This window comes from Psychrobacter raelei (assembly GCF_022631235.3).
GTDB classification, from domain to species: Bacteria; Pseudomonadota; Gammaproteobacteria; order Pseudomonadales; family Moraxellaceae; genus Psychrobacter; species Psychrobacter raelei.
This window is the reverse complement of record NZ_CP093310.2, coordinates 899,231-919,761: the sequence shown is the minus strand read 5'-3', so window position 1 is coordinate 919,761 and position 20,531 is coordinate 899,231. Positions and strand designations below refer to the sequence as shown.

General features: G+C 46.1%; 17 protein-coding genes. 3 read left to right on the top strand and 14 right to left on the bottom strand.

What is annotated here, in order from left to right; genetic code table 11:
* Positions 1 to 15: 15 nt before the first annotated feature.
* Positions 16 to 663: a glutathione S-transferase gene (locus MN210_RS03915; protein ID WP_338412590.1), complete on the bottom strand. Its 648-nt coding sequence runs from the start codon at positions 661 to 663 to the stop codon at positions 16 to 18.
* 216 nt (positions 664 to 879) lie between these two features.
* Here MN210_RS03915 and MN210_RS03910 point away from each other — a divergent pair, with 216 nt between their 5' ends.
* Positions 880 to 1,584 carry a fumarylacetoacetate hydrolase family protein gene (locus MN210_RS03910; RefSeq protein ID WP_338412589.1) on the top strand — a complete coding sequence of 235 codons (705 nt, stop codon included), beginning with the start codon at positions 880 to 882 and terminating at the stop codon, positions 1,582 to 1,584.
* A gap of 104 nt (positions 1,585 to 1,688) precedes the next feature.
* On the opposite strand, the gene MN210_RS13285 is transcribed toward MN210_RS03910, so the two are convergent.
* The 13 genes from MN210_RS13285 to MN210_RS03850 form a co-directional block, all read right to left on the bottom strand.
* Positions 1,689 to 1,817 carry a FeoB-associated Cys-rich membrane protein gene (locus MN210_RS13285; RefSeq protein WP_150097841.1) on the bottom strand — a complete coding sequence of 43 codons (129 nt, stop codon included), beginning with the start codon at positions 1,815 to 1,817 and terminating at the stop codon, positions 1,689 to 1,691.
* Positions 1,818 to 1,836: 19 nt separating this feature from the next.
* Positions 1,837 to 3,747, bottom strand: coding sequence for a ferrous iron transporter B (feoB, locus tag MN210_RS03905; protein WP_338412588.1), 1,911 nt, complete (start codon positions 3,745 to 3,747; stop codon positions 1,837 to 1,839).
* Positions 3,748 to 3,804: 57 nt separating this feature from the next.
* Positions 3,805 to 4,125, bottom strand: a complete 321-nt coding sequence (locus MN210_RS03900; RefSeq protein WP_338412587.1) for a FeoA family protein — start codon at positions 4,123 to 4,125, stop codon at positions 3,805 to 3,807.
* A 252-nt stretch (positions 4,126 to 4,377) separates the two neighbouring features.
* Positions 4,378 to 4,785, bottom strand: coding sequence for an arsenate reductase (glutaredoxin) (gene arsC / locus MN210_RS03895; protein ID WP_338412586.1), 408 nt, complete (start codon positions 4,783 to 4,785; stop codon positions 4,378 to 4,380).
* A 287-nt stretch (positions 4,786 to 5,072) separates the two neighbouring features.
* Entirely contained in the window at positions 5,073 to 5,471 is a 399-nt protein-coding gene (locus MN210_RS03890) for a TehB family protein (RefSeq protein ID WP_338412585.1), read from the bottom strand.
* A gap of 60 nt (positions 5,472 to 5,531) precedes the next feature.
* On the bottom strand, positions 5,532 to 5,987 hold the full coding sequence (locus MN210_RS03885) for a hemerythrin domain-containing protein (protein WP_338412584.1): 456 nt from the start codon (positions 5,985 to 5,987) through the stop codon (positions 5,532 to 5,534).
* Between the two features lie 60 nt (positions 5,988 to 6,047).
* On the bottom strand, positions 6,048 to 7,001 hold the full coding sequence (locus tag MN210_RS03880) for a peptidylprolyl isomerase (protein WP_338412583.1): 954 nt from the start codon (positions 6,999 to 7,001) through the stop codon (positions 6,048 to 6,050).
* Positions 7,002 to 7,115: 114 nt separating this feature from the next.
* Positions 7,116 to 8,297, bottom strand: coding sequence for a globin domain-containing protein (locus MN210_RS03875; protein ID WP_110816274.1), 1,182 nt, complete (start codon positions 8,295 to 8,297; stop codon positions 7,116 to 7,118).
* A 192-nt stretch (positions 8,298 to 8,489) separates the two neighbouring features.
* Entirely contained in the window at positions 8,490 to 9,215 is a 726-nt protein-coding gene (gene narI, locus MN210_RS03870) for a respiratory nitrate reductase subunit gamma (RefSeq protein ID WP_110816273.1), read from the bottom strand.
* A 12-nt stretch (positions 9,216 to 9,227) separates the two neighbouring features.
* Entirely contained in the window at positions 9,228 to 10,031 is an 804-nt protein-coding gene (narJ, locus tag MN210_RS03865) for a nitrate reductase molybdenum cofactor assembly chaperone (protein WP_241879685.1), read from the bottom strand.
* A gap of 61 nt (positions 10,032 to 10,092) precedes the next feature.
* The gene (gene narH / locus MN210_RS03860) at positions 10,093 to 11,631 is read right to left on the bottom strand and encodes a nitrate reductase subunit beta (RefSeq protein ID WP_338412582.1); all 1,539 of its coding nucleotides are present in this window, start codon (positions 11,629 to 11,631) and stop codon (positions 10,093 to 10,095) included.
* A 36-nt stretch (positions 11,632 to 11,667) separates the two neighbouring features.
* On the bottom strand, positions 11,668 to 15,438 hold the full coding sequence (locus tag MN210_RS03855; protein WP_338412581.1) for a nitrate reductase subunit alpha: 3,771 nt from the start codon (positions 15,436 to 15,438) through the stop codon (positions 11,668 to 11,670).
* Between the two features lie 522 nt (positions 15,439 to 15,960).
* Positions 15,961 to 17,343, bottom strand: a complete 1,383-nt coding sequence (locus tag MN210_RS03850) for a NarK family nitrate/nitrite MFS transporter (RefSeq protein ID WP_338412580.1) — start codon at positions 17,341 to 17,343, stop codon at positions 15,961 to 15,963.
* Between the two features lie 305 nt (positions 17,344 to 17,648).
* On the opposite strand from MN210_RS03850, the gene MN210_RS03845 reads away from it, so the two are divergent.
* Positions 17,649 to 19,571, top strand: a complete 1,923-nt coding sequence (locus MN210_RS03845; protein WP_110816269.1) for a histidine kinase — start codon at positions 17,649 to 17,651, stop codon at positions 19,569 to 19,571.
* A gap of 128 nt (positions 19,572 to 19,699) precedes the next feature.
* Positions 19,700 to 20,359 carry a two-component system response regulator NarL gene (gene narL, locus MN210_RS03840; protein ID WP_011959943.1) on the top strand — a complete coding sequence of 220 codons (660 nt, stop codon included), beginning with the start codon at positions 19,700 to 19,702 and terminating at the stop codon, positions 20,357 to 20,359.
* Positions 20,360 to 20,531 lie beyond the last annotated feature (172 nt).

Genomic DNA, 20,531 nt, shown 5'->3' with positions numbered 1-20,531 from the left:
TGAGCACTGCTGGGTTTAGCTGCCAAATACCACCACGTCATCTCCCTCAGACCAAGGTGTATATTTCGTCATGGCCTGCAAAAATAGTGGATGCTCAAGCCAATGCCGAAGCCAGCGCTGCACATGAACATAAGGCAGGCGATAAAACAATGCACGATCAACATGAGCGAACTGACGTACGAACGGCATAATGGCAATATCCGCCACACCGATGCGCTCGCCAAAAAGATAAGGGTGCTGAGTTAACAAGGCTTCTAGGGTGCGCAAAAACTGCTCGCCCTTTTGCCTATAAGCCTCTTGGCTCATGTCAAGATAACGATCGGCGTATTTATAGCGATCAAGCCAATATTTAAACTCAGTATCATTTTGATCAATTAAAGCCTTAGCTTGAGCGCCTACTGTGTTATCCAGTAAACATTGAGGGTCATTTTGGTTAAGTGCCCACAGCATAATATCACGGCTCTCTTCAATCACTGTCCCATCTGCTAACTGCAAAACAGGCACCGTGCCTTTGGGGCTGATGGCAAGCATTTGCGGTGGCTTATTTTTTAACACCACCTCACGCAAATCAACTGACACACCGGCAAATAACAGCCCAAGCCGCGCCCGCATTGCATAAGGACAGCGGCGAAAAGAGTACAAAACGCCAAGCTTATTGTTCATAAAACCTCTACCTTAAGACCAAAGAATACCTTGTTTATTACTGCGCTAAAAACTCATTGAGTAAGGCGCGCCAGCAAGATGAGCGTTTGTGGTTTTAATTGACTGGTGGTGTGCGTTAGCATAGCATGTCCTTATTTTTACTATAATATGCGGTATAAATTGGTTTAAATGTGCCTTAATATAGGTCATTTGGCCTACTTATAAAAGGACTGTGCTATGACCTATGTTTTTAACCCCAGCTTGCCTGCAGCATTAGATGTCAAGGGCGTTCAAGATAAATTCCCAGTACGCCGGGTATATTGTGTCGGCCGCAACTACGCCGCTCACGCGATAGAGATGGGTTCAGACCCTGATCGTGAGCCACCATTTTTTTTCTGTAAGCCGGGCGATGTTGATGCGGTGGTGGCAGTGCCTGCCAATGGTAGCGTGGATATCCCTTATCCGCCATTGACCGAAAACTATCATTACGAAACTGAGCTTGTGGTAGCGATAGGCAAGCCTGTAAAGGACATCTCAGTGGCACAAGCTGCCTCTAGTATTTTTGGCTATGGCGTAGGACTAGATATGACCCGCCGTGACTTGCAAGCCACCATGCGTGAGCAAGGCCGCCCTTGGGAGATTGGCAAGGCTTTTGATTATTCAGCCCCCATTGGTGAGCTGACCCCTATCGCTGATTTGGGTGAAATAAATGCCGGTAGTATTAAGCTGACCGTCAATGGCGAGACGCGACAAGATAGCGACTTGACTCACTTAATCTGGAGTGTCTCTGAGGTGATTTCTCATTTATCACAGCTGTTTGAGTTAAAACCAGGCGACTTAATCATGACCGGCACGCCAGCAGGTGTTGGGCCCGTGGTAACAGGGGATACGTTGGTGGCCAGTATAGAAGGCTTAAGCAGCATCAGGGTAAATATCAAATAAATCAAGCATATCGCCATCAAGCAGCAAGGCTCAAGTGACCCCAAGCGAATACGAATCACGGATGGATTATAACCTTATCAAAAATAAGGCGAAAGCTTGGCGTGCTATGAGCCACACTTTCCGCAGCCAGAGGCACAGCTGCTTGATTTTTTGAACAATACTCTAGTCCACACATAATATAAAGCCAAGGCGATAATAATAAACACCAGGCCATATTCGACAACATGAGACATCGCTTATTACTCCAATAATTTATAGACCAAAGATAAAACCTGCAACTTGGTACGTTATCCACGCCATCACATAGGCTAAGGCAAACAAATAGCCGGTAATGGCTAAGGTCTGCGGCAAAGATTTGGTTTCTCTGCGAATCACGGTCAACGTTGCCAGACACATGGGGGCATAAATATAAAAGGCCAAAAAGGAAAACGCTGTGGCCAATCCCCACTGATTATGGATAATCGGCATTAGAGTATGGCTCACCGCTTCTTCACCGACATTGCCCACAGCGTATACAGTACCTAGCGCCGCCACCACCACCTCGCGGGCGGCCAGACCCGGAATCATGGCAATGCACATCTGCCAAGTAAAGCCGATGGAGCTAAAAATTGGCTCAATAACATGGCCAAGCATGCCGGCAAAACTGTGGTTGATGGCTGGATCTGTACTGCCTATTGGTGCTGAGGGAAAGCTCACCAAGGCCCATAGCAGCACGCTTAATGCAAAGATCACGGTCCCTGCCCGTACCAAAAAGGCCTTAACCTTGCTCCACAGCTCAGTGGCAATATGCTTGACATTGGGCATACGATAAGTGGGCAGCTCCATCAATAACGGAAAGCTGGCTGCATCGCTTTTACTGCGTCCCACTCGGGTCATTAGCCAAGAGATGAATAAGGCGGACACAATACCTGCGGTATATAACACAAATAAGGTCATCCCTTGCAAATTAAAAAGCCCAAACACGCTCTTATTGGGTATCACCGCAGCTATGATCAATGCGTAAATAGGTAACCTCGCCGAGCAAGTGAGCATAGGCAATACCGCTATGGACACAAAGCGCTCTTTAGGGTTTGGAATGGTGCGGGTCGACATAACAGCCGGTACAGCACAAGCAAACCCAGATAAGAGCGGAATAAAAGAGCGGCCTGACAGCCCCACTTTGGACAATAACGTATCTAATAAAAAGGCGGCGCGCGGCAGATAGCCCGAATCTTCCAAAATTAACAAGAATAAAAACAGTAAGGCAATCTGAGGCACAAACACCACCACACTGCCAACCCCAGCAATAATACCGTCTACCAGTAGACTTTTTAAGATACCCTCAGGTAAGTGACTGGCTATCATCGTCCCAAAGCCATTTACCAACAGCTCTAGCCCATCCATCATAGGGGCGGCCCAAGCATAGATGGCTTGGAAAATCACAAACAATATACTTAGCAATATAACCACCCCCGCCACAGGATGCAGCACCCAATAATCTAAACGCTCATGCCACTTAGGCAATCTGTGCGGTGTAGAAACGGTTTGGCTGATTATCTCATCAGCGCGTTGATACAGCTGCTGTGGATCGGGTACATCTTGGGCGAAGCGTACTGGCCTTATGTGGCGGTGTTGGCGCTGCGAGAACTCTTTAATTAATGACAATAAAGCATCATTAGCGCGGCGCTTGATAGCCACCGTTTTTACCACAGGTACCCCAAGCTGCTCAGAGAGTTTGTCTTCATTGACAACCATACCGCGGCTGACTGCCACATCATTTAAGTTTAATGCCACCATCATCGGTAGACCCAAGCTTTTTAGCTCAAGAATCATCCTTAACGACATCCGTAAGTTGGTGGCATCAGCAACCACCAAGATGGCATCGGGGATAGACTCACTAGGCATCTCACCCATCAAGACCTTTCGAGTGACCTCTTCATCGGGACTTGTGGTTGCTAGGCTATAAGTGCCTGGCAAATCCAAAATCCTGACCTGGCTTTGATTAATAAAAGGCGCTGAGCGCTTATCGACCGTAACACCTGAATAGTTAGCCACTTTGGCTTTTGAGCCGGTCAAAACATTGAACAAAGCGGTTTTGCCACAGTTTGGAGCGCCGACCAGCGCGATAGTAATGGGGGCTATGCTGCCCTCAGTGGCGGCACTGGCTAAAGAAGATGTTGACATACGGGGAGTCACTTATCGGTAAAAAAAGCCTACAAAAATGGGGACAGGTATCTGGGGCTATAACGCCTTGCAGCGAATTTTTTGTAGCTCATCAAGACGCAAGCTAAATTGCACGCCTGAGCCTAATTGCACTGCATAAGGCGGCTTACCAAATAAACCTTTAGCGACAATACGTATCGGCGTATTGGGCAAAAACCCTAAGTCTTTTAGGCGCTGACTGACCACAGCATCTAACCCTCCAAAGCGAGGATTTTCGACAATGGCTTCTATCAAAGCGATTTGATTTTTTGCAAGATCGATAAGTGAGTAAGATGAGGTAGGATAGCTGTTAGCAGACTCAGAGGTATCTGCATCGGTGGCGAGCATGGCTTTATCCATGGACTATATCCAAACAAGTTAAGATATTGTAAATATTAATACTTACGATTTGCAGTTATTATATGCCTAGTTTTTTTACTCAACAATATATTTTAATGGCCGTTACATTTTTTCCTAAAAGCGCAATATACCGGTATACTCCTCAAAAAAAAGCCCTGAACCGTAAGGCTCAGGGCGTATCTACAATCAAAACAGATCAGGCGATCCAGCGGCCAAAATCAACCCATTGAGCTGGCTTTTAGTTGGCTTCAGCTACAGCGCGGGGTAGGTAATAATCTCGCCATTTTCTTTAGTAAATGTCTCTACAGGAGTGGCTAAAACCTCAAATACCCGCTCTAAGGGACGGCATAACACAGCGCCCTTGTCTGTCACCACAATCGGTCGATTGATTAAAATTGGGTGGCTAATCATGGCATCGATAAGTTGATCATCTGACACCTCAGGATTATCTAAGCCCAATTCAGTAAACACCGCTTCTTTGCTGCGCATCAGCTCACGCGGCGCCATTTGCATCTGATTTAGCAAATTAACCAAATACTCACGGCTTGGGGGTGTGTTTAAATACTCGATCACCTCAGGTGTCTCACCTGATGCTTGCATAATGGCCAAAGCATTGCGCGAAGTGCTGCACTTTGGGTTATGAAATATAGTCGCCGTCATTTTAGTCTCCTTAGGGATTAAATCAACAAAAGTACAAGGTTCGCTCAGCATATAAAATCATGCCCATTTAATCAATGTCGCGACTAAATAAGCCTGCTGATATTAACCCCCTAGTGCGTTCTTCAATCAGCATGTCACCGCCTTGTTTATGGCTTATGGCTTATGGCTGATACCTTTTCTAAAAAACAACCTAGCGTTGTCAAACTCGTTTACCGTACTAAGTGTACAGTTTTCACTCGTCATCTTTTCACTCGTCATCCTTGCTATGTTAATTTTTAGATTTGGTATTATTTTTTGGGTGCATCCTTCACACCCTCATCGAATAAATCTGCGATGGGCTGATTGTGTACTTTTGACTGCTGCATAAGCTTGCTGCCTTCATGCTCTTTTTCGGACCAAAAGTTAATATTAAATTGAGCATCGTCACTTAGCTCAATCCGGTGCCAATACTGTGGTGGACTGACTGCAAACTGGCCGGCCTGAATCACAATTTTTTTCTCAGGCTCAGTGGCAGCTTCATCAGCAAAGCCAAAAAAGGTAACCGTGCCTTGCATGACGCAAATCTGACCATAAATACCTGCAGCTGTATTGTGGTGGGTCAGTAATGCAGGAGGGATATTGTCTTTGGTGAAGAATGGTGTGGAGCGCTTGACTCTCCAGTGACTGGGAATGACTATAGGGCTCATGTTATCTCCTTACGATTGTACATACAGACAAAAGTGATGACTTCCTGTCGAGGTAATGGCTTATCGATTTTCTTTTTCACGTTTGACATTTTTAGAGCTGGCATCATAAATAGCATCCAACTCTTGCTCGGACAACACGTGTTGAGCCAGTGGAAACAGCTCACGCTCCTCAAAACGAATATGGTCATACAAAGCGTTGGCAAGCTCTTGAACTTGAGCGGCACTCAGGCTAGGCAAACCAATAAGCTGATACAGCTTGTGATGCTGCTCAGCTATTTTATCAATGACCTGTGCCACTTGAGGATGGCTGGCTCTATAACCCTCTAGCTTGGCCAATATAAGATCATCTTCAACCTTAAAGTGGTTGGTCATATTTTGGTTAATATAGTCCGTCAAAGCTGTCCAGTGTTTGGCAATGTCCTCAACATCATTGGCACATACCTTAGCACGGCGAGAGAGCACCAGACCTAAATGATGCTCTCGTGACAAAGGCTGAAGCTGATTCGTACGTTTCATAATACATCCTTATACACTTAGTAACTTACACTTTGACTTTGACCTTACAGCCTAGCCTATCTAACCGCGGAAAATATTCTCTTGAGCCAGTTCCATTTGAATACCATCAATCTCTGCTTGCTCAGCCAAGGTATATAAGTAATCACATAGCCCATGATGGAAAGCCTGCTGTGCAAGCTTATTCGCGATAGCAGGTTTGGCTTGCAAGTAATCCAGCTGAACACCAGGCTGTTTATCAAGCACCTGTACGATATGAAATCCATAGCGGGTCTCGACCGGACTGGGCGCTAACCCCTCATCCATTGAGAAGACGACCGATTCAAACTCAGGTACAGTTTGACCTTGGGTTAACACGCCCAGCTCACCGCCTTGCTCTTTTGAGGGGCAAGCTGAATACTGACGCGCCAGCTCAATAAATTCTGCATCAGCATTGGTACTGTTATTAATCCGCTCAATAAGCTCATATGCTTGTTTTTTAAGCGCCAAACGCTCTTCTCCATCTTCAGGAAGACTGGCGAGCAAGATATGACGTACTGACATAATGGGCGCGGTTTTGTAGTCAGATTTGTTTTGTTCGTAATAACGCTCACACACTTCATTTTCTGGCGTGGCTGCGTGTACGTTTTTATCAATCAAATCTGATATGGCTTGTTCTTCGTTGTTATCCCAAGCTTCTTGACCCAAGGTATCATCATCAAGCACTGCGTTTTTTAATAGCTCACGGACTACCAAAGCTTGTGTCGCCAAAAACAGCGCATCTTCTTTGCTCGGTGCTGGGTGATATTGTAGCTCTTGCGCGATGGCTTGCTTGTCAATCATCACCCCATTCACCGTTACGGTAGGCAACTCTTCACGACTTGAGGCAATCAGATTTTGATGATTGCTACGCTCCTCTGCCAGTGCTTTTTGGATAAACTCTTGGTCAGAGTGCGGCTTTTTTAAGTCATCTGAGGTTGGCATAATACGAATATTGTCATCCGCCGCTTGTCTAGGGTCGTAAGTCATTGCTGTCATGGTGTACTCCATTGAGTCATATGTCTCTATAAAGCTGCCTTAATCTTAATATCGACAGGCTTTATAGAGCTGCTGCTACAGATGAACAGCGTGATTTAATTTCATTGAAGGCGTCTAGCCCACGCTTAGGCTCATTTTTGGACCAAAGGGCTCATAGTGGATGTTATCGCCGCTGTGCTCCAATGCCATTAACCCTTCAATCATGCTGTCCATAAAGACCATAGAGCCGCACACATAGACATCGGCAGGATTAGGTAGGGTTTTTAGCCAGCTTTCATCTAATAGTTGACCTTGCTCAAAGTAGAAGGTGTGCTGTTGTACATTTTGAGCTTGGCCTAGTAGCTGCGCTACGCGGGTATCAAAGGCTTGAAACTCTGGGTTTTGGCACGCATAAGCCCAGATGATAGGGCGACTAGGATTGGCTTTTACTTGCGCCTCAAGCATAGCCAGTACTGGTGTAATGCCCACGCCCGCACTGATTAATACCAAGGGCACCTCATTTTGTTCAATAAGAGGTTTATTTAATTCAAAATCCCCTGCCGGTGCAGATAGTAAGATGGTATCGCCGACTTCCACATGATCATGCAAGTAGTTAGACACCAAGCCGCGATGAGCATTACGGTTGTCACGGCGTACCGCAAATTTAATACCGTCGCTGCTATCGACTGAATACAGTGAATAATGTCTTAAGGCAATATGGTCACTGTCTTGTGGGTCGGTTTTTACAGTAATGTACTGACCTGCTGTTAATGGCAATGCACGGATATCTAGGCTGCTGTCTTCAGGCTGTACCGTGAAGGCGGCGATGTCTGTGCCGGTGATTTGTTTGTCCACCACTTTAAAGGGCGCAAAGCCTGGCCACATGGCCTGCTCGTACATGCTTTGCTCTACCTTGATAAACACCTCTGCAATCTCAGCATACGCCTCTGCCCAAGCCTCGATAATCTCGTCTGTGGCAGCATCACCCAGTACTTCCTTGATGGCGCCCAATAAATGTTTACCAACAATAGGATAATGTTCAGGCTTAATCTGTAACGCGCGGTGCTTATGACCAATTTGCATCACTTGCGGTAATAATACTTCTAACTGCTCTAAATGCTTAGCTGCGGCCAAAACTGTGGTCGCAAGAGCGCTTTGCTGGCGTCCTAGCTTTTGGTTAGTTTCATTAAAAATATCCAAAAGCTCAGGGTGCTCAGCAAACATATTTTGATAAAAGACCGTAGTAATCTGGGTGCCATGAGTTTCAAGCACAGGAACGGTTGCTTTTACGACTTGTAATGTTTTGGGTGATGCCATTGTGATTTCCTTAATCAGTAGGGTATGCAACTCGGCATTGAGCACGGGTTGGTAGGTAAAAGAATATAAAGCAGCGAATAAAATAGCCTTGCTCATCACTGCAGGGCGCTATTCTATCATAAGATTCATTTGAAATGAATCTTATGATTTTACCGGACCAACCCTTTGTTGTATAGCAATTGTGATAAATTCCTACTGAGAGGTTTTTTGTCTCACGATCTGATAGCGGCGACCCAAATACCACACTGGCGCACTGATAATATGAATCAAACGAGTAAACGGGAAAATCATAATCAGGGTAATGCCTAGCGCCATATGCAGCTGATAAATCAGATCGGCTTGTTCGATACGAGCGGCCGCATGCCAAGGTCTTAAGATCGTAATATCTTGTGCCCAGCCAGCAAGATTCATCATGGTTAACCCATCAAGATGATGCATGGAAGTAAAGATAGATATCAGACCTAAGTTGAGCTGGATAAATAGCAGTATCAGTACCAATTTGTCGCTAAAAGATGAGGTATGCGAGATACGATCATCGGTAAAGCGGCGTACCATCAACATCACCATACCAATCCAGCACACTACCCCTGCAATACCACCGACCACCACCGCTAGGATTTGCTTGTGTGCAGCGCTGATAAATGGCTCATAAATAAAGTGAGGGGTTAACATACCAACCAAGTGACCCAGCAGGACAACAATAATACCCACGTGGAATAAATTGCTGGCAAGGCGCATGTTCTTTTTGCGCAGCATTTGTGAAGAGCCGGTCTTCCATGAGTACTGTGACAAATCAAAACGCGCCCAAGTACCAAGGATGGCAACCACTAATGCAATGTAGGGATAGATACCAAATAAAAATATTTGTAGCCAGTTTAAGTTGGCCAAAGACTGTACACCAGGATCTGCAATATTCACGAGACTCTCTCCTTAAGGCTGTTTAACAGGTTTCGACGTATCGAAATCCACCCAATGCACAGGGGCATCGACTTGTTTTGGCGGCATGACACTTCGGTCTATCGCAATACCTTTGGCAAGGTTTTGGGTATTAGAGGGGCAGCGCTCTTCTTGCTGCGCCCCTAAGAAGTCAACCACCTCTTCTTCCCACTCTTGATCCAGCGCCTCAAAGGTGTCGTCACGCTGTTCACTTTGCACCTGCTCCTCAAGTGCTTCCACTGTATTAAGCGGCTTACCAGCGATTTGTAATAGCGCATTAAAGCAGCCTTCATATAAGCTGTCTCTATCTTTGAGTCTGGCGGCCAGTAGTGCAATGATGTGGCTGACATCCGCAATATCCATACGAATTTGAATCTCATCACCGCCCACTGCTGCTTGATATGCCAAAAACTCTAAATACATTGGCAGATAATCAGGCAGCTCTTTTTGACCAATCTCAAAGCCAGCTGCTTCATATTGACCCATCAAATCAACCATGGCCTGCCCGCGGTCACGTGACTCACCATGCACATGCTCAAACAGCCATAGCGATAGTGAACGCCCACGCTCAAACAAACCATCGTATTGCGCTTGCGCTTCTAGTGATCCCATCGCAATCATCTCATCTATCAGTGCTGCAATCTGAGCACGCACCTCTGGGCTAATAAGCGGTGAGGTGCTAACAATGTCTTTTGACAGTGCCAGCGTGTCCCCTTCAAACAGCTCATTGGCTGGATAATCAATCAGCAAGCTCAATACTTTTAAAATCTTCATATCAGAGTCTGCAATGGTTGGCATCGCTTGTGCGTCTTGATCAACATTGGTATCAAAAGCTGTGTTTTGGATAGTGTCTGTCATGTTACACCTCCCACTTTTGAACGGTGTCAATAAAGTCACGGCGGGTTGCTTTTTTCTGACCGAACATGCTGGTGTCACTGCTGCCTGAGCAGCCTTCACCAAAGGTAAAGCCGCAACCGTTGCGCTCAGCAAAGGCATCACTCATCGCCTCTTCTCTATGCGCCGTTGGAATCACAAAACGGTCTTCATAGTTGGCAATCGCTAGGTAGCGGTACATCTCTTCCACCTGCAATTTGGTTAAGCCCACATCATCTAGGATGCTTTGCACTTCTTGCTTCTCAACCAATTGCATACGCTTGTAGCTGCGCATCGCAAGTAGGCGTTTTAGTGCCATGCGCACCGGCTCTTCATCACCGGCGGTTAGCATGTTGGCCAAATAACGCAGTGGGATACGTAAGCTGTCAACATCTGGAATCAGACCATCCATGCCTACCTTGCCCGCTTCTGCTGCATTTTGAATCGGTGATAAAGGCGGTACATACCACACCATAGGTAGCGTACGGTACTCAGGGTGTAATGGCAGTGCCAGTTTCCAGTCCATCGCCAATTTGTAAACCGGTGATTTTTGCGCCGCATCAATCACAGATTGAGGTACGCCGTCTTTTAATGCTTGAGCGATGACTTCTGGATCGTTTGGATCTAAGAAGAGATCCAGCTGTGCTTGGTATAAGTCTTGCTCATTTGGGGTACTCGCAGCTTCCGCAATCTTATCGGCATCGTATAACAGCACGCCAAGGTAGCGGATACGGCCCACACAAGTTTCAGAACAAACCGTTGGCATGCCCGCTTCGATACGTGGATAACAAAAGATACATTTTTCAGATTTACCTGATTTCCAGTTGTAGTAAATCTTTTTGTATGGGCAGCCTGAGATACACATACGCCAGCCGCGGCATTTGTCTTGGTCAATCAACACAATACCGTCTTCTTCACGCTTATAAATCGCCCCACTTGGGCATGACGCCACGCAAGTTGGGTTTAAGCAGTGCTCACACAGACGCGGCAAATACATCATGAAGGTGTTTTCGTACTCGCCATAGATGTCTGCTTGCACGTTATCGAAGTTTTTATCACGGCGACGCTTTTCAAACTCCGAGCCTAAAATTTCCTCCCAGTTAGGGCCCCATTCGATTTTTTGCATTCGCTTACCGGTAATGGCAGAGCGAGGACGCGCAATCGGCTGATGGTTGCTAATAGGTGCGGTGTGCAAGTGCTGATAATCAAAGTCAAATGGCTCGTAATAGTCATCAATCTCTGGCAAATCAGGGTTAGCGAAGATGTTCGCTAACACTCGAAATTTACCGCCGATACGAGGATTAATCGTGCCATTGGCATTACGAATCCAGCCGCCATTCCATTTATTTTGATTCTCCCACTCTTTGGGATAACCAATACCCGGCTTTGACTCTACGTTGTTAAACCAGGCGTATTCCATACCTTCACGGCTGGTCCAAACGTTTTTACAGGTAACTGAGCAGGTGTGACAACCGATACATTTATCGAGGTTAAGCACCATGCCTACTTGTGATCTGATTTTCATGGGTGTGTGCTCCAAATTAACGTGTTTAAGGTTGTCTTAACCTTCTAAAGTGGTTGGTAATGGCTGTGGTAATGAGTCATCTGGCTTGTCCTCTAGCCAATCAATCTTCGACATCTTACGCACCACCACAAATTCATCACGGTTACAACCAACCGTACCGTAGTAGTTAAAGCCGTATGATTGCTGGGCGTAGCTACCAATCATGTGCGTTGGCTTCAAGATGGTACGGGTCACTGAGTTGTGGATACCGCCTCGGGTACCGGTCTGCTCAGAACCTGGGATGTTGACCAGTTTTTCTTGCGCGTGATACATCATGGTCATGCCATCTTTGACACGTTGACTGACCACGGCACGGGCAGTAATTGCACCGTTGACGTTAAACACTTCAATCCAGTCGTTGTCCTCAATACCGGCTGACTTGGCATCATTTTCTGATAACCAGACAATCGGACCACCACGGCTAAGCGTGAGCATTAATAGGTTTTCAGAGTACGTACTGTGGATACCCCATTTTTGGTGCGGGGTTAAGAAGTTCAGTACAATCTCTTTGTTACCATTGGGCTTAGCGTCTTTCATGATATCCGTGGTCTTGGTATCAATCGGCGGACGATACTGCTGCATTTGCTCACCGAACGCCTGCATCCAAGGGTGATCTTGATAAAACTGCTGACGGCCGGTAATGGTACGCCAAGGAATCAGCTCATGAACGTTGGTGTAACCAGCGTTATAGCTGACCGACTCAGACTCAAGACCTGACCAGGTTGGGCTTGAGATAATCTTACGCGGCTGAGCCACAATGTCTCTAAAGCGAATCTTTTCGTGCTCACTTGAGGCTGCTAAATGAGCGTGCTCACGACCAGTAAATTCTTCTAGCGCCTTCCAGCCTTTCACCGCGACCTCACCATTGGTCTCAGGCGCGAGCATCAAGATGGTCTCTGAGGCATCAATAGCGGTAAAGATTTGTGGACGACCCTCTGACACACCCGGTGTGGTCACTCGATGGTTTAAATCACCTAAGTCTTTGACTGCTTTGGTCATATCCCAGTTGAGGCCTTTTGAGCCATTACCCAGCTTCTCAAGCGCAGGGCCTAGAGAGGTATATTTGGCATAGGTATTGGGATAATCACGCTCAACCACTTTAATCATGGGGCAGTTTTTACCCGGTACTGGTCGCTCGCCAGCGGTTTTCCAGTCGGTACCACCAAAGGGCTGCGCTAGCTCACCTGGGCTATCGTGCTGCATTGGCAAAGTCACCACATCCGTCTCAACCCCTAAATGGCCTACGGATACCGCTGAGAAGGCTTTGGCAATACCTTTGTAGATTTCCCAGTCTGTTTTTGATTCCCAAGCGGGGTCAGTGGCTGCGGTTAATGGGTGAATAAATGGATGCATGTCTGAGGTATTCATGTCATCTTTTTCATACCAAGTTGCCGTTGGCAGTACGATGTCTGAATACAAGCAGGTTGATGACATACGGAAATCTAGCGTCACTACCAAGTCAAGCTTACCTTTGGCGCCCTCTTCGACATAATCCACCTCTTTTGGACGCAGGCCATCAGGCAAGTTCTCTTCACTCATTAGGCCGTTTTTGGTGCCTAAGAAGTACTCCAGCATGTACTCATGACCTTTACCAGATGAGCCTAAAAGGTTTGAGCGCCAGATAAACATATTGCGTGGGAAGTTTTGTGGATTGTCAGGTGACTCACAAGCAAAGCGTAAGCTGTTGTCATGCAATGAATCCACCACATACTCTTCGATGTCTTTACCCTGTGCTTTGGCCGCAGCCGCAATAGATAGCGGGTTACGGTTCAGCTGAGGTGCCGATGGCAACCAGCCGGCACGCTCGGCTTGAATGTTGTAATCGAGCATGTGCTCTGGGAAGAACTTCTTATTCACTCGAGGCGATAAAATCTCGTGTGCCGACACGGTCTCATGGCGCCACTGTGAGCTGTGGTTGTAGAAGAAGCTTGTGCCGTTCATGTGACGTGGCGGACGGTGCCAATCTAGTGCGAACGCCAGTGGCAACCAGCCCGTTTGTGGGCGTAGTTTTTCTTGACCCACATAGTGTGCCCAGCCGCCGCCTGATTTACCGATACAGCCGCACAGCATCAGCATGTTAATCACGCCGCGGTAGTTCATATCTAGGTGATACCAGTGGTTCATACCGGCACCGATGATAATCATCGATTTACCATGAGTTTTGTGTGCGTTTTCGGCAAACTCACGGCCCACTTGGATCACTTTTTCACGAGATAAACCAGTGATAACCTCTTGCCAAGCTGGCGTGCCAGGTACGGTAGCGTCGTTATAATCATCAGTCACATGCTCGCCGCCCAGACCGTTATCAACGCCTAGGTTCGCAACCGTTAAGTCAAATACAGTGGCCACTTTGACAGTGCTGCCATCCGCTAAAGTGACAGTTTTACAAGGCACACGTTTAACTTGCAGCGCATCACCCGCCACAGCATTAAAGTAAGGGTGCTCGGTATGACCAAAGTAATCAAAAGCAACGTCGCAAACCTCTTGCTCGCCAGCATCGGATTTCAGACTTAAGGTTAAGTCGATGTCTTTACCGGTTGAGCCGCTTTTTTGCTCAAGGTTCCATTTACCTTTTTCGCCCCAGCGGTAGCCGATAGAGCCTAGCGGCGATACCAATTCACCATCATTGTTAATACCGATGGTTTTCCACTCAGGGTTATTTTCTTCGCCTAAATCATCGACCAAATCTGAGGCACGTAGGTAACGACCCGGACGACGACCACCATTGTCATCTTCTTCTAACATGACCAAAATTGGCATGTCAGTGTAACGCTTGGCGTAATCAATGAAATAATCGCTTGGCTGCTTGAGGTAAAACTCTTTGATAATCACGTGACAAAACGCTTGAGCCACCGCCGCATCGGTACCCTGTTTTGGGTTTAGCCACAGGTCGGTTAGCTTTGATATTTCAGCGTAATCTGGGGTGATAGAGACCGTCTTAGTACCTTTGTAACGTACTTCGGTAAAGAAGTGAGCGTCAGGGGTACGGGTCTGCGGTACGTTAGATCCCCAGGCAATAATGTAATCTGAGTTGTACCAGTCCGCGGATTCAGGTACGTCGGTTTGCTCGCCCCATGTCATCGGAGACGCTGGCGGTAAGTCGCAGTACCAATCATAAAACGACAGACACACACCGCCGATTAAGGACAAATAACGGCTACCAGCGGCATAGCTGACCATAGACATCGCAGGAATCGGTGAAAAACCAACGATACGGTCAGGGCCATAAGTTTTGGCGGTATAGACGTTACTGGCAGCGATGATTTCGTTCACCTCATCCCAGCTTGAGCGAATAAAGCCGCCCATACCCCGTTTTGACTTGTATTCAACTGTTTTGCTAGGGTCTTCAACAATGCTTGCCCACGCATCAACTGGATCTTTGTGCTGTGCTTTGGCCGCACGCCATAGCTTTAATAATGGCTTACGCACCTTTGGATACTTAACACGGTTAGCAGAATACATATACCAGCTATAGCTTGCCCCACGAGGACAGCCACGTGGCTCATGGTTTGGCAGATCAGGACGGGTGCGTGGATAATCCGTTTGCTGCGTCTCCCAAGTCACTAGGCCGTTTTTGACATAGATTTTCCATGAGCATGAGCCTGTACAGTTCACCCCATGTGTTGAGCGCACAATCTTGTCATATTGCCAGCGATTACGGTAACCGTCTTCCCAATTGCGGGCTTCATCGCGCACTTCACCATGACCGTCAGCGAACTCCCCTTTTTTGCGTTTAAAAAAACGAAACTGGTCGAGTAAATGGCTCATATTGCTATCCTCTAGGTTAAGACTTCATTACAAAAAGCTCAGAGCAGCAGCCTAATCCTGATGCTGTCAGTGCGTGAGCAATAGATATCATTAGATAGGCTGTATTCTATTTGTCCCGTACCTGGCTTACTATCATCTAACATAGGCAATCGCCTACCACTTTAGGGTTAGCTCATGGCTCTTTTTTTGAGCTCTATTTTTTTCATGACCTCAAAGTTGTAACGATTAAGTTATCCACTTTTTTGTAACCAAACCTTTTTTAAGACAGTTAGCGGCTTTACTTTGGGCAATAAAAAAGCGCCACTTATATAAGTGACGCTTTCACCGCTTAGTTTTAATAATAGGACTTACGCAAAACCCAGAATGTAATCCTTAAAGAGCGACTGGGGATTGTTTTTGAAGCCTCTGGAACTACCGTACAGCAAGCGAGAAAATAATACCCAATCGCTAAAAACCCTAATCCTGCGTAAGTCCTAAATAACTACATTGTGTGTCTTACCATTATAGCCCTACAATATAGCCCTATGACGGATACTCTGCATTTTTGCGGCTGTAATACCACCAGGTTAAGACAATACAAACCACATAATAGGCAATCAAAGCGATGAATGTGCCATTGACACCTAAGCCTGAGCCAAACATCTTAGGCACAAAGAACGCACCATAAGCCGCTACTGCTGAGGTAAAGCCCACCACTGCTGCTGACTCTTTGCGAATCTCAACAAACAAAGGCTCTGTGCCTACTTTGTCAGGATGCTCACGCTCTAATACCGTTCTAAAGATAACTGGAATCATACGGAAGGTTGAGCCATTACCAATCCCTGTGGTAATAAACAGCACCATAAATGAGATCAGATACCCCGTAAAGCTACCGGCGCTGGTGCCACTTGGCAAGAAGTACATCACCGCCACTACGGCCAATATCATCACCACATAGTTCCAGAATGTCACTCGGGCGCCGCCCAATTTATCAGCAATCCAGCCACCTGCAGGACGGAATAACGCACCGACTAAGGGGCCTAAAAAGGCAAACTGCAACGCATTGACATCCGGAAATCCTTTTTTAATCAGCATTGGAAATGCCGCAGAAAAGCCAATAAACGAGCCAAAGGTGGCCATATATAGCACACACATGATCCAGTTGTGCTTGCGCTTAAAGATAACCGCTTGATCTTTAAACGATGCTTTTGCCGAGGCAATGTCATTCATCAAAAACCAAGCAGCAATAGAGACCAGTGCAATAAAAGGCACCCAGATAAAGCCTGCATTTTGCAGATAAAGTGTTTTGCCCGCTTCAGTGACTTGCGGCGCACCGCCAAGTGCGCCAAACACACCAAACCCAATTACCAAAGGCACCACAAACTGCATCACAGACACACCTAGGTTACCCAGACCTGCGTTTAAACCCAGTGCTGTGCCTTGCTTGTCTTTAGGATAAAAAAACGAGATGTTGGACATAGAGGACGCAAAGTTTGCGCCACCAAAGCCGCACAGTAGTGCAATCATGGCAAACACGCTAAAGGGCGTATCAGGATTTTGAACCGCGAAGCCCATCCACACTGCAGGAATAAGCAGTGACGCGGTAGAGATGGCTGTCCAGCGACGTCCACCAAAGATAGGCACCATAAACGAATAAAAAATACGCAGCGTCGCCCCAGACAATCCTGGTAAAGCGGCCAGCCAAAACAGCTGCCCCTCATCAAAGCCAAAGCCAATCTCAGGCAAGTTAACAATCACCGCACTCCAGACCATCCATACCGCAAAGGCCAATAGCAGTGCTGGGATAGACACCCATAAGTTACGGCTGGCGACCTGCTTACCGCCGTTTTCCCAAAAATCCTCCATTTCTGGGCGCCAGTCAGTGATGAGCTTGCCCCCTTTTAAGTCTTCTTTATTCACACCCATACTTACCTCACTTAGTACTGTTGATAACTCACAGTCACGGCTTGTTGTTCGATAAGTTAAGGTACTTCAGCCATCATGAATTTAATATGGTTATAAGGGTTTAATGTATCCACTTAAGTAGGTAACTTGCATTAGCGCTTATTAACTACTACTTTAGGAGTATGTCAAAGCTTGGGGCGTAAATGCTAATTTAGCCTACCTCTTTTTTTTCTCATCTTTTTTGGCTCAAAGAAATACTCAAAATCTCTAAAAAGATCGGCTCCAAAAACTTTTTTAAATTCAAATATATCAAGTAGTTATATACGATGCCCATACCTAATACATTAGCAGTTCGCTCTTGGATAGCCACGACACTGATTATTTTGCTCTTTTTGGGCACTGCCCTAAGTAGTGGGTTTTTGGCATGGGCGGCGCAAAATGATGCCAAAGCCATTAATACTGCTGGCTCCATTAGAATGGCCACCTACCGCATGAATTTTTTATTGGTGGCCGACCAAAGTAGCGCTGAGCTAAGAGCTGCGGATATCAGCTCAGTGCAGCAGATTAATCAGCTGATAGACGATATGAATCGGCGTCAAAGCTTACTGCAACAATATCAAAGCCAACGTACCAATAAAGACACTCGCATCGATCGACAAATTGAGCGCATTCATCAAGGCTGGACACAGACCTTAATGCCTCTACTATTGGCACGTGACAGCGTAGGGTTTTATAAAGCGTCCTTGCCATATATACAGCAAGTTGATGCGGTGGTGTCTCAATTACAGTATCGTAATGAGCAGCGGCAAAACCGCCAGCAGTTATTACAGCTCATCTCAATGAGTCTGATGATACTTATCATGATTGGCGGTATTTATGAGCTGCGTAAAAAGGTATTATTGCCGGTCAAAAAATTGATGCAGGCCAAAGCTGCCTTTACCTCAGGTAAGCTAGAGACTCGGGTTCACTTGACCGGTTATAAAGAGTTTGAGGAGCTTGGCCGCTCTTTTAATGATATGGTGAGCACCATTGAGCAAAATAAACAATTTTTGGAAAGACAAATTACATCAAAAACCGCGCACCTAACGCAGGCCAACCAAGTATTGTCTCTGCTGTATGACTTTGCCAAATACTTAACCACCAGCCAGGTGAGTATTACTGAACTAAACCGGCTGATTGCAGATTTTGGTAAAATTATCCCAGAGCTTGAATTCACACTGTGTATCAAAGGCGATTTAATCGACAATAAAGATGCCATTGCCATTCACAGTAGTGAGCTGCGAGATTTGTGCTCCACCACCACCTGTGATAGCTGTTTGATTCAGTCCAGCTTCTATACGGAGTCTTTTTTGATCCGTCATCAAAAGTCGCAGTTTGGGGATTTACGGGTGCGCCCTAAATCTTTAGGCATAAGCCGCCCTACTGAGCAGGCCACCCCATCAGAGAACCGCATTCCTTTGGTACAGATAGCTCAACTTGATTCGATGATCGATGATACAGAAACACAAGCATTAATTGCCAATAACAAGCCGGCCATCACCGCTTTAACCAACTTAATTAGTACGGCGATGTTTTTGTTACAGCAGCGCCAACAAGAGCATCAGATCATATTATTAGAGGAGCGCGCCACCATCGCTCGTGAGTTGCATGACTCATTAGCGCAGTCTTTATCTTACTTGAAGATACAGACCACTATTTTGGAAAAGCGACTGCAGCACACTCACTGTGATAGCCCAGATTTGGCGTTAGTAAGTGACTCTATTGGCAAGCTAAAAGACGGATTAACCTCTGCCTATCAGCACCTAAGAGACCTGTTGGTAACCTTCCGTCTAAGCCTTAATGATGACAGTTTCGATGAGGCACTACACAATTCGGCAGAAGAATTTGCCAAAAAAGGCGGCTTTAATGTCAAGGTGAGCAATCAAGTTATCTCCTTAAATCTAAGCGCAAGCGAGCAGGTCAATGTGATTCAGATTGTTCGAGAGGCCTTATCTAATATCTGCCGCCATGCCAATGCCAAGAACGTGACCGTAAATTTTGGCTATATTGCAGACAGTAATGATACCTTGTTAAGTATTAGCGATGATGGCAAAGGGCTATCAGGTAGTTTTGATCAGACCCATCATCATGGGCTTATGATTATGCAAGAGCGCGCCAAAAGCTTGGGCGGCCAATTAACTGTCAGCAATAATGAGCCGACAGGCACTGTGGTAGAAGCACGCTTTTCGCCAGATTTTTTTAATGGATAGCTTGTGGCGCCTTGTTGTATACAGCTTCTTTGTTCATCAGTTATGTGTTAACAGACCCTTTTTCTAGTAATACGATTTAAATGTTTATATTTGATTATTCTTTTTATTTTTTACCTTTGTGAGTCTCTATGTCAACGAAAGTTTATACCGCGACCTCCCCTGCCAAAATCCTCCTGGTCGATGACCATCCCATGCTACGACGTGGTATGGCCGATCTACTTAGCTTAGAGCCCGACTTTCAAGTAGTCGCCGATGTCAGTAGTGGTGAAGAAGCATTGAGCTATCTTGCCCAAAACCAAGTGGACTTAGTGATTCTTGATCAAAACATGCCAGGCCTTAGCGGTTTAGATACTGCTGAGCAAATTCGTGAGCAAGGCCATCAGGCTAAAGTACTGATGTTCACAGTCTCTGATAGTGGCGATGATATCCATAATGCGTTAAAGCTTGGGGTAAATGGCTACTTATTAAAAGACATGCAGCCTGAGCAAGTGGCACTTGATATTCGTAAAGCCTTACGCGGTGAGCTGGTGGTCAGCTCGCGCTTAGCTGCTGTGTTAGCCCAAGCACTGCGTACGCCTAATTTAGATGACATTGTCAGCAACTTAACAAGCCGTGAGCTGCAAGTGGTAAAAATGATTGCCAAAGGCCACAGTAATAAGATGATTGGTAATGAGCTGGGCATTTCTGAGTCGACCGTAAAAGTTCACGTCAAACATATTTTAAATAAAACCAATTTGCGCACTCGAGTAGATGTCGCAGTGTGGGCGGTGAATAATTTGACCGCTTAACCCTTTGCTGTCTTAAGCTTTGAATTACAGGCAATACCTTTTATTTGACTGTCTTTAAGCCATACATAAAAAAAGCCAACCAAACAATCGCTTGGGTGGCTTTTTTTATTCACTACGAGACTAAGGGCATCCGTATAGCTTTAAAGCCATTGTCAGAGTTTCAGTCATTTGT

What these genes read in the sequence shown, in the direction of transcription:
- MN210_RS03885 (WP_338412584.1), bottom strand. Translation starts at nt 5,987, where the DNA reads ATGAAACGTACGAATCAGCTTCAGCCTTTGTCACGAGAGCATCATTTA.
- MN210_RS03850 (WP_338412580.1), bottom strand. Translation starts at nt 17,343, where the DNA reads ATGGGTGTGAATAAAGAAGACTTAAAAGGGGGCAAGCTCATCACTGAC.
- MN210_RS13285 (WP_150097841.1), bottom strand. Translation starts at nt 1,817, where the DNA reads ATGTCTCATGTTGTCGAATATGGCCTGGTGTTTATTATTATCGCCTTG.
- MN210_RS03855 (WP_338412581.1), bottom strand. Translation starts at nt 15,438, where the DNA reads ATGAGCCATTTACTCGACCAGTTTCGTTTTTTTAAACGCAAAAAAGGG.
- MN210_RS03910 (WP_338412589.1), top strand. Translation starts at nt 880, where the DNA reads ATGACCTATGTTTTTAACCCCAGCTTGCCTGCAGCATTAGATGTCAAG.
- narH (WP_338412582.1), bottom strand. Translation starts at nt 11,631, where the DNA reads ATGAAAATCAGATCACAAGTAGGCATGGTGCTTAACCTCGATAAATGT.
- MN210_RS03845 (WP_110816269.1), top strand. Translation starts at nt 17,649, where the DNA reads ATGCCCATACCTAATACATTAGCAGTTCGCTCTTGGATAGCCACGACA.
- arsC (WP_338412586.1), bottom strand. Translation starts at nt 4,785, where the DNA reads ATGACGGCGACTATATTTCATAACCCAAAGTGCAGCACTTCGCGCAAT.
- MN210_RS03875 (WP_110816274.1), bottom strand. Translation starts at nt 8,297, where the DNA reads ATGGCATCACCCAAAACATTACAAGTCGTAAAAGCAACCGTTCCTGTG.
- MN210_RS03890 (WP_338412585.1), bottom strand. Translation starts at nt 5,471, where the DNA reads ATGAGCCCTATAGTCATTCCCAGTCACTGGAGAGTCAAGCGCTCCACA.
- feoB (WP_338412588.1), bottom strand. Translation starts at nt 3,747, where the DNA reads ATGTCAACATCTTCTTTAGCCAGTGCCGCCACTGAGGGCAGCATAGCC.
- MN210_RS03880 (WP_338412583.1), bottom strand. Translation starts at nt 7,001, where the DNA reads ATGACAGCAATGACTTACGACCCTAGACAAGCGGCGGATGACAATATT.
- narL (WP_011959943.1), top strand. Translation starts at nt 19,700, where the DNA reads ATGTCAACGAAAGTTTATACCGCGACCTCCCCTGCCAAAATCCTCCTG.
- MN210_RS03915 (WP_338412590.1), bottom strand. Translation starts at nt 663, where the DNA reads ATGAACAATAAGCTTGGCGTTTTGTACTCTTTTCGCCGCTGTCCTTAT.
- narJ (WP_241879685.1), bottom strand. Translation starts at nt 10,031, where the DNA reads ATGCCAACCATTGCAGACTCTGATATGAAGATTTTAAAAGTATTGAGC.
- MN210_RS03900 (WP_338412587.1), bottom strand. Translation starts at nt 4,125, where the DNA reads ATGGATAAAGCCATGCTCGCCACCGATGCAGATACCTCTGAGTCTGCT.